Origin of the sequence: Paenibacillus glycanilyticus (genome assembly GCF_051200795.1) — a bacterium.
GTDB classification, from domain to species: domain Bacteria; phylum Bacillota; class Bacilli; order Paenibacillales; family Paenibacillaceae; genus Pristimantibacillus; species Pristimantibacillus glycanilyticus.
This window is the reverse complement of the sequence record NZ_CP195155.1, coordinates 1,398,662-1,412,850: the sequence shown is the minus strand read 5'-3', so window position 1 is coordinate 1,412,850 and position 14,189 is coordinate 1,398,662. Positions and strand designations below refer to the sequence as shown.

Genomic DNA, 14,189 nt, shown 5'->3' with positions numbered 1-14,189 from the left:
CATAGATTAGATTTATTAATTTAATAGAAAGGCGCATTGCCCTCCGTATGGAGAAAAATGCGCCAGCGAGACATGTTCATATATTCCTACATATTCGTACAATGCTCTTCGACTTCTTCCCAGGTATTGTACAGCTCAACGATCCGGCTGTCCTCGCCCCCGTTGCCGGATTGTACAATGATGATTTCGAGCTCGGATACTGCCCGAATGCTGTGCAGCGTCTTCATCGGAATATGAAGCACGTTGCCTGCCTTCACCCGCATGTAATTGCCGTTCTGAATGAATTCGCCTTCGCCCTTAACGATGGTCCAAACCTCTTCCCGGTTAATATGCAGCTGATAGCTGATATTGCGCCCCTGCAGGATTCCCACGCGCTTCGTTACTACCGAACGGCCGTCATCATAGCGTTGATCATCCAGAATCCGTGCCCAGCCCCAGCTCCGTTCCTCGAACATCGGACCTTGATTATAATTAATGAAGTCCTTCACTCTTGGACTGGCGCTTTTGTCCGCCACAAGGATTCCATCCGGGCTTACAGCCACAACAACGTTGGATAACCCAAGAATGGAGACCGGTATGTCAATCTCGTTAATCAGATGAGTATTTATGCTATCCTCGCTGATCATTCCCTTGCCGATCAGACGGCTGCCCATCTCTTCCGTTAACGTATTCCAGGTGCCGAGATCCTTCCAGTACCCGTCATACGGGCTCACGACAATGTGATCTGTCCGTTCAACCACTTCATAGTCGAAGCTCACCTTAGGAAGGGTATGATATTGAAGAACCAGCTCCTTGTAATGAAGAGGCAGCCCTCTCTGCTCGAGCAGCCCAATGAGGAAACCAAGCTTAAAGGCAAATACGCCGCAATTCCAGAGCGCATCGTAATCCTCGATCAGCCGGGCCGCACGTTCTTCTGATGGCTTCTCTTCGAAGCGATTGACTTGACGGTAACCAGAATTGTCTTGCTTACTTGAAGCAGAAGGCACGATGTAACCATATTTAGAGGAAGGATAGGTCGGTTTCACCCCTATCAAGGCAAGATTAGCTTCAGAGTCATTCAAAACATCCTCCAGCTTCTTAACCTCGTCAAAAAAACGACCTTCCACGTAAGGATCAACCGGCAGTATCGCAATGACCTCTTCCAGTCCTGCCTCTTGCTCCGAATAAAGATAAGCAGCGGTTAAAGCAATTGCCGCAAACGTATCTCTGCGTTCCGGCTCAATAATTAACGGTACATGGCGGCCGATCTGATTATGCATCATTTCAATCTGGGATTTACCTGTAGCAATATAGCTGCAGTCGCCAAGTCCGCGCTCCGTAATTTGTCCCCATACCCGCTGAACCATAGACACATGCTGATGCCTTTCATCCTCGAGCACCTTCAGGAACTGCTTGGAACGGGCATCATTGGAAAGCGGCCACAGCCTTTTTCCTGATCCGCCCGATAACAGAACAAGCCTCATTCCAAACTCCTCCGTTCGCAAATGTCTTTAATAAGCATTTTTAGAACCAAACATGACCTTTACGGTGCGCAAAATAAGCTTCAAATCCAGCAGAAATCCCCGATCCTCAATATATCTAAGATCAAGCTCCACCATTTCTTTAAAACTGAGCTCGTTGCGGCCGCTTACCTGCCATAAGCCTGTGCAGCCAGGCTGCACCTTGAGGCGCAATTTGTCATAGTTCGTGTACTCGCTCACTTCACGAGGCAATGCTGGACGTGGACCAACCAACGACATGTCCCCGCGAATAACGTTCCACAACTGAGGAAGCTCATCGATACTTGTCTTGCGAATGAATTTGCCGACTTTGGTAATCCGGGGATCTTCCTTCATCTTAAACATGGCGCCTTGGATTTCATTTTGGCTGAGCAGGCTATCCAGCATCGCTTCCGCATTAGTCACCATTGAGCGAAATTTGAACATTTTGAAAGGCTGTCCGTTGCGGCCAACCCGCGTTTGATAGAAAAAAACCGATCCTTGCGGACTTTCCAGCTTAATTAATAAGGCAACAAGAAGAAAAATCGGAGAAAGCAGAATCAACCCCAAACTAGCGGCAATGAGGTCGAATCCGCGCTTGACCATTAAATAAATCCGTAGAGGCCGACGCTCGTAGGCGGTATATATGGTCGCTGCATCAAAGACTGCATCCAGATCATTCTGCTGAGGAGTCGGAGCCATAACATTCACCTCTAATTAATCTTATTGGACTGCTCCCGCAGCATCATTTCTTCCATAGCAGCGAGCAGGGGAATACGGAGTTCTTCGTTTCTGAGGGCAAAATCGATCGTCGTTGTAATAAAACCAAGCTTCTCGCCAACATCATACCGGGTACCTTCGAAATCATAAGCATATACTCCCTGCAATTCATTCAGCTTCTGAATCGCATCGGTTAGCTGGATCTCTCCTCCGGCGCCTTCTTGCTGGTCCTTTAGACAATCGAATATTTCAGGGGTCAAAATATAACGCCCCATAATGGCTAGGTTAGAGGGCGCCTGTCCTCTGGCAGGCTTTTCTACGAACCGCTTCACCTGATACAACCGGTCGAAGCTTTCATCCGGGTCTACGATGCCGTAACGGTCAGTTTGGTCATCACGGACCGTCTGAACCCCTATGACGGAGCGGTCTGTCCGTTCGTATTGTTCAATCAATTGCTTTACGCAAGGCACGTGGGACTGCACGATGTCATCCCCAAGCAGGACGGCAAACGGCTCATCCCCGATAAAATTGCGAGCGCACCATACGGCATGACCTAACCCCCGCGCCTCTTTCTGGCGGATATAATGGATATCCACATTGGAGGAACGCCGAACCTCATCCAGCAGTTCGAACTTGCCCTTGCTGAACAAGTTATGCTCCAGCTCGAATGCATGATCGAAATGATCCTCGATCGCTCTCTTTCCTTTGCCCGTTACGATAATAATGTCTTCGATGCCGGATGCTATTGCTTCCTCCACAATGTACTGAATCGTAGGCTTATCAACGATGGGCAGCATTTCTTTCGGCATCGCCTTGGTTGCCGGAAGGAACCGGGTTCCGAGCCCGGCAGCAGGAATAATTGCCTTTTTCACCTTGTTCATTACACTCTCACCCTCACCTATCCAATATAGTATCTCTATAAAATACAAGCCCTGACTTATAGGTCTAGGGCTGCCAAACCAAATCCCATTTTCGATTATTTCTTATTGGTTAAGCGTCGCGTACGTAGCTTCATTTCGTTCTTTTTTAACCTTCATCGTCGGCTTATTCTGTTGGGCCATATCCTGCTTATTGATCTTATTGATTAGGGCAAGAACCGGCAGATCAAGGGTTTGCAGCATTTCCGCTTCGTTCTTGATTGTGTCGTCGAGATAATCAAGCAGGAAGATGATGCCGACAGCCAGCATGCAGGAAACGATTAAGCTGATCAGCATGTTCAGGATCGGGCTGTTATTGATTGGACTCGGAATATCCTTTTCATCGGCCTTGTCGAGAATCGTAACATTGTCAACCTTCATAATATGGGGTATTTGGTCTTTGAAAATTTCAGATACCGCATTGACAATCTGGGCAGCCTGTTTGTAGGAGGAACCGGCGTACATAATGTCCATTACCTGTGAATCGTCTGCCGAGGTAACCGTAACCTTTTGCGATAACTGATCAGAAGTGACCCCAAGGCTCGAATTTTGCTCGACAACTTTTTCCATGATGTAGGCCGATTCTACGATTTTTTTATAGGAATTGATAAGCATGACATTGGATTGAAGCAAACCAAGATTCAGCGTTTCTACGCCGGCTTGCTGAGGAGATTGATTGACGATAAGAGTGGCCTTGGCCTGGTAGACCGGAGTTGTGAAGAAGTAGCTTTTAATGCCGGTAGCAACAACAGCAACGATAACGATGGCGGCAATCAGCCACCATTTTTTCAAAACGATCTGAGCATACTGCTTTAATTCCACGCGTTTCCCTCCTACAGCCTTGTAAGACTTCGGATACAATTTGTATCGGTATTTGTATACCCTACTTTAAGATACGATACGTATCATGTCAATAGCTTTTTCAACGGTTTTCATATTTTTGCGACATATCGTTGCAGCGAAGCGTTCCGGCAAAAAGAAAACCCCCATGCAAACGGTTACCCGTTTGATGAGGGTTAGTGAACGGTTTTATTCTTTACAAATTCGGCTTCCTGCCGTCCCAATCGCTAAGGAATTTCTCAATGCCGGCATCCGTAAGGGGATGCTTCCAAAGTGAAGGAAGCAGCGCTCCTGGAATCGTTGCGATATGGGCTCCGGCCAACGCAGCCTGCTCGACATGCCCGATATGGCGGATGCTTGCCGCGATGATCTCCGCATGCATCCCGTAGTTATGAAGGATCGTCCGGAGATCCCGAATTAGCCCTATGCCATCCGTACCAATGTCATCCAGACGGCCGACAAAAGGACTAATGTAGGTTGCGCCTGCTTTGGCAGCCATCAGACCTTGCGCAGCCGTAAAAATCAGCGTTACATTGGTCTTAATGCCTTTTTCCGACAAAGCGCGGGTTGCATACAGACCGTCCTCGGTCATAGGCAGCTTAACGACGATATTGGGGGCCCAATCCGCGATATCAAAAGCCTCCATCAGCATTTCTTCCGAAGTCGTACCGATTACTTCCGCACTAATGGGACCGTGAATAAAACCTGCGATTTCCTGGATAACTTCCTTGAATTCACGGCCTTCCTTCGCGATCAGGGACGGATTCGTCGTTACCCCGTCAACGAGACCGAGCCTCGCAATTCTTCTAATCTCCTCGACATTAGCCGTATCCAGGAAAAACTTCATAGCTGTCCGCCAAAAAACATCTCTATCTCGCGTTCCGCACTCTCAACGGAATCGGAGCCGTGAACGATATTGCTCTCTACGCTTAATGCGTAATCGCCGCGAATCGTGCCGGCATCCGCATCCGTAGGATTCGTGCGGCCGATCAGGGTACGGGCGTTTTTTACGGCACCGGGGCCTTCCCAGACCATGGCGAAAGAAGGACCGGAAGTAATGAACTCGACGAGTTCGCCAAAGAAAGGCTTCGCCGCATGCTCGCTGTAATGGCGCTCTGCCAGGGGCGTATCGATCTCGATCAATTTCGCCTGTATGAGCTTAAAGCCTTTGTGCTCGAATCTTGCTACTATGCTGCCGATTAATCCACGCTTTACGCCATCGGGCTTCACCATGACAAAGGTTCGTTCCATTTCCATTCCTTCTTTCATTCCTAGTTTTATTTGCGCAATAGAGGTTTGTTCGGTAAATAATGAAGCGACTTCACATACCGTACGGTACGCGTCTGTGCCCGCATGACCATGGAATGCGTCTCCGCGCGCTGCTCCGGCATATAGCGCACTCCGCCCAGGAACTCACCGGGCGTTACGCCGGTTGCCGCGAAAATAACATCCCCGGTCCCTACCATATCGTTGATATTTAATATTTTGCGAGGATCCGCCAGTCCCATAGAGACGCAGCGTTCATATTGCTCCTCGCTTTCGGGAATCAGCCTGCCTTGAATTTCGCCGCCCAAGCACTTGAGCGCAGCCGCCGCAAGGACGCCTTCGGGAGCGCCGCCCGAACCAACATAGAGATCGATGCCCGCTTCCGGAAAAGAAGGCGCTAGCGCTCCCGCGACATCCCCGTCCGATAAAAACTTGATCCGAACGCCCGCTTCCCTTAAGTCGCGGGTTATATCCGCATGGCGCTCACGGTCCAGAATCATCACGGTCAAGTCCGTGATTGGCTTATCCAGCGCAAGCGCCGCCTTCTCCAGCGTTATGCGGATCGGGTCCTTCAGAGACAGCTTGCCGGCAAGCTCCGGTCCAACCGCAAGCTTTTCCATATACATGTCAGGCGCGTGAAGGAGCTGGCCTTTGCCTGCAACAGCCAATACGGCCATTGCGTTATTGAGTCCCCGAGCAACGATCTCCGTCCCTTCGAGCGGATCAACGGCAACATCAACCTCGGGTCCCTGCATGCTGCCGACTTGCTCGCCAATGTAAAGCATCGGCGCTTCATCCATTTCGCCTTCGCCTATAACAACCGTACCACGGATTGATACCGTATCAAACATGCTCCGCATCGCTTCGGTTGCCGCGCCGTCGGCGCTGTTCTTATCTCCCCGGCCCATCCAAGGGGAAGCGGCAAGCGCCGCAAGCTCCGTGACTCGAACTAGCTCTAAAGACAATTCGCGTTCTAACATTTTTGGGCATCCTCTCATACGTATTGCCATTTTTATGCGATAAATACGTTGGCGGCGTTTTTTTTGTGCAAGATTTTCTAGGGGTACTTAAGATAATTGCTCGATAATAAGTCCCGCGGTCTCTTCAATCGCTCGATTCGTAACGTCTATTACCGGGCATTGGAATGCCTGCATCACGCTGGATGCGTAAGCGAGCTCCTCCATAATCCGCTCCATGGAAGCGTACTGCGCGGACTCCGGAAGACCAAGCGTCTTGAGACGCTCAGTCCGGATATGCAGCAGATGCTCCGGCTGCATCGTGAGCCCAACAATTAACCGGCCCGGTGCCGGCGTAAGCTCGGCAGGTGGTCTGACCTCAGGCATTAGCGGCAGATTCGCCGTCTTGATTCCTTTATGGGATAAAAAAATACTGAGCGGAGTCTTGGACGTACGTGATACGCCGATAAGAACCACTTGAGCCTGCATCAGGCCGCGGGCATCCTTGCCGTCGTCGTATTTCACCGCAAATTCAATCGCTTCCATCCGGCGGTAATAATCGTCGTCGATGGAATGGAGAAGCCCTGGCTTGCGCTTTGGCGAGCTGCCAAAGGTATCCACGAAAGCCTGCATCATGGGGCCCATTACATCAACCGCCCGTACGCCCCAGCGGAACGATTCTTCCTTCATTAGCTCGCGAAGCTCCGGCTGAACAAGCGTATAGCTGATAAAGCCGCCCGTACGGGCTGCTTCGGCAACGATCTGGATAACTTCCTCTTCGGCCTTTACATGGCCGAATCGTTTAATTTTGACATGATCGGATGCGAACTGCCGCAAGGTCGCTTTCGCGACGGCTTCCGCGGTCTCCCCTACCGCATCTGAACAAACATAGATAATTTGCTCTGACATAAGCTCCTAATCCCCCAGTTCCGATGCTGTTGCAATATCCGACATCAGCCGGATAATGTTCGATTTCGATACCCATCCGCTAATTTCCGGTCCGCCCTCGCCCGAAATAATAACCGGCAGGCAGTCCACTTGATGGAGCATCATCTTTCGAATCGCATCCGAAACGGATTCTTCGGGAACAAGCGTGACGATATTCGGAAAACGCGTCATAACCATGCTTACCGGGATAGCACCTGCACCCGGATTTCCGAGCGTGATCTTCAACAGATCCTTGGGAGTTACAATCCCCGCGAGATTCTTGTTCTCGTTCACGATCAGAAGCGTATTGGCATTCTCCGTGAACAAGGTGATAACCGCATCCTGGACGGATAACGTCTCCGGAATATTGACCGGAACGCCTTGGATCTCGTGAACCTTAATATTGTCAAAGCGCTGGCGCGCTGCCGTATCGTCGGTCGAACGGTAGGCTTCGCCGAGAAAATAGCCAACCTTCGGCTTCGCGTCAAGCAGGTTCAGCATCACAAGCAGCGACAGGTCCGAGCGCAGCGTCGGGCGGCTGACGCCCATATATTCCGCAAGCTGCTCGCCCGTAATCGGCGCATGCTTTTTAACGAGCTCAAGCAATTCTAGCTGGCGATTCGATAGCTGGATAACGGTTCACCCTCTCACCTTTTTATTACACACATTTACCTATATAACCATCATTAATCGGATTTAATATATCACATATATATTTATTACACAATATATGTTCTATCGCATCCGAATTGTGCTCTATTTATGCTGTGCATATAGCCAGTGGGACAAGCGCCTGACACCATCTATCATGATGTTGGTTATCTTTAGCAGGCTATTTGCCTGCTAATCGAGTACTCGCATATATCTAGCTTCTCGCCGACTATCTGCAGCAGGCTTTTTGCCTGCTACTCTTCTGACCACAGCCTTCCACTGTCTCGCTGATCGTCTACAGCAGGCTTTTTGCCTGCTAATCGCCTACTCGCATCCCTCCACCGTCTCGCCGATCGTCTGCAGCAGGCTTTTTGGACCTCTGTCAAGAAAGTGGACACTGAGTTAGTGTAATTATGCTGCCTCTGCTTGCTTGAATTGAGCTGCAAAACGAACTGGCGACATGTAACCAAGCGAGCCGTGAATTCGTTTGCGATTGTAGAAGAACTCAATGTAGCGGTAAATTTCTTGGTGTGCTTGTTGTTTCGTTCTAAAGGTTGGATTGCAGTAGATCAGTTCCTTTTTCAGAATGCTGTGAAAGGACTCCATGCTGGCATTGTCGTAGCAGTTACCTCTCCGGCTCATACTTGCTTGCATCCCGTACTCTACTAGCTTGTCACGATACTCTTTTGAAGCATATTGGGAGCCACGATCAGAGTGATGGATAAGGTCTTTTTTCGGCTTCTTCGCTTGTTCTGCATCTTCGAGGGCACCTAAAACCAACTCCGTTTGCATACGGCTTCCTAGGCGCCATCCTACAATTTCTCGCGTACAGAGATCCATGATACTTGCCAAGTACAGACGCCCTTCCCTGCAAGCGATATACGTAATGTCTGCTACCCAAACCTGATTAGGCTTTGGCGTCTCAAACTGTTGATTGAGCGTATTTGGTGCCACGGCATAATCGTGATTAGAGTCTGTCGTTTGCACCTTATACTTTTTGGAGACACAAGAACGAAGCCCCAGCTCAGCCATGTACTTGCTCACTGTACGCTCTGTTGGCAATAGCTTTTCTTGGTGAAGTAAATGAGTGATTTTGGGACTTCCATAGCGCTCATTGCTGTCATGGAAGTGAAAGAGGATACGCTCTTGGATTTTTACCTTTTCAAGCTGCTGTGGACTTGGTTCTGCTGTTCTCCATTTGTAGTACCCGCTCGTCGAAATACCCATAACTTTGCACATCTTCTCCACAGAAAACTCCGAGCGATTGTCTTCAACGAACTGGAATCTCAATTCTTTGGCTTGCTGAAGATGTGCACTGCCTTTTTTACAATAGCTAACTCCTCTTCAACGTCAGCAATGCGGCGATCTTTCTCCACGAGCTCTCGTTCCTTTTCACGGAGTTGCTGTTCAAGTTGCCGTATCTTATCCATGTTCCCAATTGGCTCGTTCTCGAAAGTACGATACTTTCCCATCCACTGGTGAAGTGTACTCGATGGAATGTTGAGATCTAGAGCAATATCCCCAATTGATTTCGTCTGTTCCTGGACAAACTTTACGGTCTCACGCTTGAACTCCTCTGTGTACCTTTGCCGTTGCTCACCCATGTGAACACCTCCTGTTAAGACCATTATGGTAATTCTCTTAACGGGTGTCCACTTTCCATTCTAGTTGCATTTTGCCTGCTAATCGCCTACTCGCATCCCTCCACCGTCTCGCTGATCGTCTGTAGCAGGCTTTTTGCCTGCTACTCTTCTACCACAGCCTTCCACCGTCCCGCCAACCGCCTGCTATCTAACTACTAATTCCTCACCAAGTAACACACCCTTGATGCACAACCCATAAAATGGTATTATCTACACAAATCAGATTTCGGACGTGAAGAACACGCCGCTTTCCAAACGTTTAACGTTGGGAACCGCGGCGTGTTTTTTTATTCTAGAAAGGAGCCCGGATAAATTGTCATTTCAATCCGTCCATCAAAAATGGTTCAACATGCACCTCAAGAAACGTAAAGGCAAAGCAAAAGAAAGACTGGTACAAGGGCACGCTCATGCTGAGATTCTGTTTCTGCAAAAATGTATGGTACCCGGCTTTCCGATCCCTAGAGCATCTTTATCCCGAATACGAGATAGCAGACTTCCGCGACGGTAACAGATACCTGGATTTTGCTTATCTCAAATATCCACTGAAACTTAATATCGAGATTGACGGTTTTGGTCCTCATTTTTCCCAGACCAGCCGCAGTCAATTCTCGGACGATAGAATACGCCAAAACCACCTAATGATAGATGGATGGCGAGTTCTTCGGTTCTCGTACGACGATGTTAAGGAGAGACCCCGAATGTGCGAGCAAATTGTACAACAGTTTATGGGCACTTGGTTAAATCATCATTACGATGAGCGCTCAACAAAAAAAATTATTCAGCGCGAAATTTTACAGCTTGCTCTTCGTTCAGAGAAGCCGATTCGATCGAGCGACGTAAGCAGCCACTTGTCCATTCATATCGATACAGCTCGGCGTCTTCTGCGGAAAATGGTAAAGGAAAATATATTACGGCCAGAAGGTAATGGAACTATGCGTTTCCATAGCTTTGTGGCAAACCGCGAAAACCTGGACGATCGAATCATTCACTAAAAGAGCGAGAACTGCTCTTGGAAGATAAAAAAAAGGGCATCATCCCAAGGATGATGCCCTTTCCCCAATATCTATTCCGTCAATTCCAGGAACAAGTCGATATCTTTCGTTGTAAGCTCAACCGCTTCGCGCCAGAAATCGGCCTCTTCGAGGTTGACGCCAAGATGCTTCTTCGCCAAGTCCTCCACCGTCATGCGGCCGGTATCGCGCAGAAGCTGCACGTAACGCTCCGCGAACGCCGGCCCTTCCTGCAGCGCTCGCGCATAGATTCCGGCGCTGAACAGGTAGCCAAACGTGTACGGGAAGTTGTAGAACGGTACGCTCGTAATATAGAAGTGAAGCTTGGATGCCCAGAAATGCGGATGCAGCTCGCCTAGCGCTCCGCTGAACGCTTCGCGCTGCGCCTCCTCCATCAGGCTGTTCAGCTTCTCGACCGGTACGATACCTTGCTTGCGCTCCTCATAGAAGCGAGTCTCGAATAATACCCGGGCATGAATGTTCATAAAGAACGCAACCGCGTTCTGGATTTTGTCCTCCAGGAGGCCCAGCTTTTCTTCGCGATCAACAGCCGACTTCATGGCCGAATCCGATACGATCAGCTCGGCAAACGTCGAGGCCGTCTCCGCCACATTCATCGCGTATTCCTGGGACAGCGCCGGCAAATCGTCCATGACATATTGGTGGTACGCATGTCCAAGCTCATGGGCAAGCGTCGAAACGTTATCCGCAGTGCCCGAGTAGGTCATGAAAATCCGCGTCTGACGGCTCTTAGGAAAAGAGGTACAGAAACCGCCAGGGCGCTTGCCCGCACGGTCTTCCGCTTCGATCCAGGCGTCCCGGAAGGCCACTTCCGAGAAATCCGCCATATCCGGGCTAAACTTGCGGAACTGCTCCACGATAAATTTCGCGCCTTCGTCAAAGCTTATTGTTCGCGCCGAAGAACCAAGCGGCGCGCTGACATCATGCCAATCCAGCTTCTCAAGACCCAGCAGCTTCGCCTTCCGTTCCAGATAACGGACCAGCTTCGGCTTGCCTTCGTTGATCGCCGACCACATCGCGTTAAAGGTCGCTTCGGACATCCGGTTAATTTGCAGCGGCTCTTTCAACACCGAGTCCCAGCCGCGTTTGCCGTACAGCTTCAGCCTGAATCCGGCGAGGCGGTTAAGCGCATCCGCACAGAGCTCTGCCGCGTCGCCCCACTCGCGCTCCCACTCGGCAAAAGCACGGATACGGACCGAACGGTCGCCGTCCGACAGCCGGTTGAACATCTGTCCGGCGGAGAGAATCTTCTCTTCCCCGTTCTCGCCGATATCCGTAAACTTCGCACGGGATACGATCAGATCGTACAGAGCCCCCCAGCCGTGATAGCCGTCAACCGCCAGATCGCCGGCGAGCGCTTCAAGCTCAGGCGCAAGCTTTTCCTTCGCCAGCTCGCGGCGTTCGGACAAGCTGAACGCGACCTCGCCAAGCGAACCGTCGCTAGAGATAGCGGCCCATTCCTCATCGCCAATCTGGCGAAGCTCATTATCGTAACGCGTTAATGCTCCAAGCAGCTTCGCGCTGATCGTTTTTACGCGGTCGCTTAATCCGCTCGCCGCGGAGTCTTTCATATTTTGTGCCTGCAGGCATTCAACGAACGATTCCGACTGACGCAGACGGATCAGCACGGACTGCAGAATAGCCGTCGTATCTTCAACTTTTTTCTTGGTTCCCAGGGAGCTGTCGGACAGCAGCCGGTCCAGCTCGGCCACATCCTTCTCGATGCCGGCCAATTCACTGGCGAAAGCGGCCGAACCCGAGCCTCCTTCATAAAACGTCTCCAAATCCCATTTCATTGGATAATTGCTAGTCGCCATTCAACCGTTCCTCTCCTTCGCGTTTTTATTGACCTCGTATATGTAAGCCTTAAACAGAAAAACACCGCCACAAAAAGATCGACAAATAAATTTGCGCAATCTTGCTTCAGCGGTGTATAACTTAATTATATCCAGATTGGAGGAATAACACCATGTCACAACCCTTGCAAATTTCACCCGAAACCGCAATCAAGTTGTCCAAGCAGCTTGGCGTGCCGCTCGAGCATTTAATGCATATGCCTAAACATATATTACTGCAGAAGCTCACCGAACTGGCAAAAGCGGAAGCAGAGGCGGGTAAGCCGTCTGAATCCGCTCCCGGTACGGAGGAGTCGTCCTCATGATTCCGTTCGAGAGGACTTGGCCCTATGACATTGTGATGAAGGACGTTTACGTTCCCAGCTGCCCCTTCTGCAGCAGCGAGAACGTACTCATCCCTATTCGCGTGCGGGAAATCGAGGACATTCAGCACGGGAAGAAAAAGCTGCTAGTCTTCCCGTGCTGCCATAACAAAGTTACGGTCCTCGATATGGATCAAGACTATATGCTGACGGATCAGCGGCTCCGCAAGCTGAGCCATTAATGCAGGACAAGCCAATTATGCCGTCGTTTGCACGGGAGACTCAGTATCTCCCGTCGCAGCGGCCGGCGATACCGGCTGCCCTTGCTCCAGCTGTTCCCGGATAAGCTGCCATTGCTCGCGGCTCCGGCGGATCATCGCCTCATCCATAATGCGTTTGTCGCTGACAATGCGCGAGAACCATTTTACCGCTTCCGACAGCTCGCCCGTTCGCCGGTTGAGTTCTCCGATGATGTACATCAGCTTCGCATTGTTTAATTGCGATCCTTCTTCCTCGTAGACCTTGATATATGCCTGGAGAGCGAACCGCATGAATCGCAGTTCCTCCTGCCCATTTCCCTCGTAACGGTATAACCATGCAATATGATGCAAAATACCCGCTATAACTCTTGGCTTTTCCTCAACCGCCTGCGCCGACAATAAGGCCAGCTTGTACACCTTCATCGCCTGCGCCGCATCGCGTTCGCCGCCGAAATCATAAGGAGTCCAGCGTGAGCCGATCTGCTCCAAATAATTTTTGCGCTGACGCTCGGTAAGCCTTTGCGTACCATTCTCCGTTGTTGCAAATCCGCAAGTCGGACAGACCCGGACCACGTAAAAATCCGGATTTGCTTCCGCCCGGTAATAACCGCAAAAATCAGAATCGATAGCCACCGCTTTTTTAAAGCTCGGGCGTACTCGTGATGTCGAAAAGATGGTCTCACAGCAAATGCAATTCATCTTTGTCTGATAGAGCGGCTCCATGCCCATCCATCTCCTATTCGGGTGTGTTCACAAAATGGTTGGCCGGACCTGACAGTCTCTCAATAATGTACGCTTGCAGCTCTTCATCGAGGCCGGAAGCCTCCTGCAGTGCCCGCTTCATGCAATCAAGCCAGGCTTCCGCATGCTTCGGCGTGATCGGAAAAGGCATATGCCGCGCCCGCATCATTGGATGGCCGTATTCATCGGAAAACAGCGTAGGTCCTCCAAAAAACTGCGTCAAAAACATAATCTGCTTCTCCATAACGGGGATGATGTTCTCCGGAAATAGTGGACCAAGCAGCTCATGCGCCTGCACTTTAGGGTAAAAAGACTCAACGATTCGTCTTAAAGTCTCAGCTCCACCAATCGCTTCATAAAGGCTTATATTCCTATTCATCGTCAATTTCATCTCCATCGTGTAGGTATTTAGTATTATAACATAAAAAAAACCCCGCATCGTCACCAATGCGGGATTATTATTGATTAGCTGCAACGATTAACCTTCGTAGTCCTCTTCTCCCGGTGCTGTCAGTGATTCTCGGATGACATACACAAACGCACAGACCAGAATGCCAGCGATTATACTCATTATCATCACTCCAAGCCTTCAAAGGTAACT

At 50.1% G+C, this 14,189-nt stretch carries 17 protein-coding genes and 1 pseudogene; 4 read left to right on the top strand and 14 right to left on the bottom strand.

All coding sequences use genetic code 11. From position 1 onward, the window contains the following. Nucleotides 1-86 precede the first annotated feature (86 nt). The 11 genes from ACR9FF_RS06430 to ACR9FF_RS06380 all read right to left on the bottom strand — a co-directional run bounded on the left by ACR9FF_RS06430 (nucleotide 87) and on the right by ACR9FF_RS06380 (nucleotide 9,359). Entirely contained in the window at nucleotides 87-1,463 is a 1,377-nt protein-coding gene (locus tag ACR9FF_RS06430) for a sugar phosphate nucleotidyltransferase (protein ID WP_201006196.1), read from the bottom strand. A gap of 27 nt (nucleotides 1,464-1,490) precedes the next feature. After that, nucleotides 1,491-2,180, bottom strand: coding sequence for a sugar transferase (locus ACR9FF_RS06425; protein ID WP_201006189.1), 690 nt, complete (start codon nucleotides 2,178-2,180; stop codon nucleotides 1,491-1,493). Nucleotides 2,181-2,191: 11 nt separating this feature from the next. Further along, nucleotides 2,192-3,079, bottom strand: a complete 888-nt coding sequence (galU, locus tag ACR9FF_RS06420) for a UTP--glucose-1-phosphate uridylyltransferase GalU (protein WP_435169785.1) — start codon at nucleotides 3,077-3,079, stop codon at nucleotides 2,192-2,194. A 102-nt stretch (nucleotides 3,080-3,181) separates the two neighbouring features. After that, entirely contained in the window at nucleotides 3,182-3,937 is a 756-nt protein-coding gene (locus ACR9FF_RS06415; protein WP_435169783.1) for a YveK family protein, read from the bottom strand. 214 nt (nucleotides 3,938-4,151) lie between these two features. Further along, the gene (gene fsa, locus ACR9FF_RS06410; protein ID WP_435169781.1) at nucleotides 4,152-4,802 is read right to left on the bottom strand and encodes a fructose-6-phosphate aldolase; all 651 of its coding nucleotides are present in this window, start codon (nucleotides 4,800-4,802) and stop codon (nucleotides 4,152-4,154) included. Next, nucleotides 4,799-5,206, bottom strand: coding sequence for a nucleoside-diphosphate kinase (gene ndk / locus ACR9FF_RS06405; protein WP_127490891.1), 408 nt, complete (start codon nucleotides 5,204-5,206; stop codon nucleotides 4,799-4,801). The genes fsa and ndk overlap by 4 nt, the downstream gene beginning before the upstream one ends. 26 nt (nucleotides 5,207-5,232) lie before the next feature. Then, complete coding sequence (glpX, locus tag ACR9FF_RS06400; protein ID WP_127490892.1) at nucleotides 5,233-6,201, bottom strand: class II fructose-bisphosphatase; 969 nt, start codon at nucleotides 6,199-6,201, stop codon at nucleotides 5,233-5,235. Between the two features lie 87 nt (nucleotides 6,202-6,288). Beyond that, complete coding sequence (locus ACR9FF_RS06395) at nucleotides 6,289-7,086, bottom strand: pyruvate, water dikinase regulatory protein (RefSeq protein ID WP_435169778.1); 798 nt, start codon at nucleotides 7,084-7,086, stop codon at nucleotides 6,289-6,291. A gap of 6 nt (nucleotides 7,087-7,092) precedes the next feature. Then, a complete protein-coding gene (locus tag ACR9FF_RS06390; protein ID WP_435169776.1) occupies nucleotides 7,093-7,710 on the bottom strand; it encodes a CBS domain-containing protein in 618 nt (205 codons plus the stop codon). A gap of 456 nt (nucleotides 7,711-8,166) precedes the next feature. After that, a complete protein-coding gene (locus ACR9FF_RS06385) occupies nucleotides 8,167-9,045 on the bottom strand; it encodes an IS3 family transposase (RefSeq protein ID WP_201005073.1) in 879 nt (292 codons plus the stop codon). Beyond that, nucleotides 9,042-9,359, bottom strand: coding sequence for a transposase (locus ACR9FF_RS06380; RefSeq protein ID WP_201004885.1), 318 nt, complete (start codon nucleotides 9,357-9,359; stop codon nucleotides 9,042-9,044). The genes ACR9FF_RS06385 and ACR9FF_RS06380 overlap by 4 nt, the downstream gene beginning before the upstream one ends. Before the next feature lie 446 nt (nucleotides 9,360-9,805). Between ACR9FF_RS06380 and ACR9FF_RS06375 the strand changes: the two are divergent. Further along, nucleotides 9,806-10,057 (top strand): annotated as a pseudogene (locus ACR9FF_RS06375) (DNA-binding response regulator); the annotation flags it as partial. Between the two features lie 39 nt (nucleotides 10,058-10,096). Next, nucleotides 10,097-10,390: a hypothetical protein gene (locus ACR9FF_RS06370; protein WP_435172259.1), complete on the top strand. Its 294-nt coding sequence runs from the start codon at nucleotides 10,097-10,099 to the stop codon at nucleotides 10,388-10,390. Between the two features lie 71 nt (nucleotides 10,391-10,461). Here ACR9FF_RS06370 and ACR9FF_RS06365 read toward each other — a convergent pair whose 3' ends face one another. Next, nucleotides 10,462-12,246: a M3 family oligoendopeptidase gene (locus ACR9FF_RS06365; protein ID WP_201006158.1), complete on the bottom strand. Its 1,785-nt coding sequence runs from the start codon at nucleotides 12,244-12,246 to the stop codon at nucleotides 10,462-10,464. A 152-nt stretch (nucleotides 12,247-12,398) separates the two neighbouring features. On the opposite strand from ACR9FF_RS06365, the gene ACR9FF_RS06360 reads away from it, so the two are divergent. Both ACR9FF_RS06360 and ACR9FF_RS06355 read left to right on the top strand, forming a co-directional pair. Continuing rightward, complete coding sequence (locus tag ACR9FF_RS06360) at nucleotides 12,399-12,590, top strand: YycC family protein (protein ID WP_015842834.1); 192 nt, start codon at nucleotides 12,399-12,401, stop codon at nucleotides 12,588-12,590. Next, nucleotides 12,587-12,829, top strand: a complete 243-nt coding sequence (locus tag ACR9FF_RS06355; protein ID WP_435169772.1) for a hypothetical protein — start codon at nucleotides 12,587-12,589, stop codon at nucleotides 12,827-12,829. Before ACR9FF_RS06360 ends, ACR9FF_RS06355 begins: the two co-directional genes overlap by 4 nt. Before the next feature lie 15 nt (nucleotides 12,830-12,844). Here the strand turns inward: ACR9FF_RS06355 and ACR9FF_RS06350 are convergent, their stop codons facing one another. Continuing rightward, on the bottom strand, nucleotides 12,845-13,570 hold the full coding sequence (locus ACR9FF_RS06350; RefSeq protein WP_435169770.1) for a DUF2225 domain-containing protein: 726 nt from the start codon (nucleotides 13,568-13,570) through the stop codon (nucleotides 12,845-12,847). Nucleotides 13,571-13,583: 13 nt separating this feature from the next. Then, the gene (locus ACR9FF_RS06345; protein WP_041613309.1) at nucleotides 13,584-13,967 is read right to left on the bottom strand and encodes a globin; all 384 of its coding nucleotides are present in this window, start codon (nucleotides 13,965-13,967) and stop codon (nucleotides 13,584-13,586) included. Nucleotides 13,968-14,189: the final 222 nt, after the last annotated feature.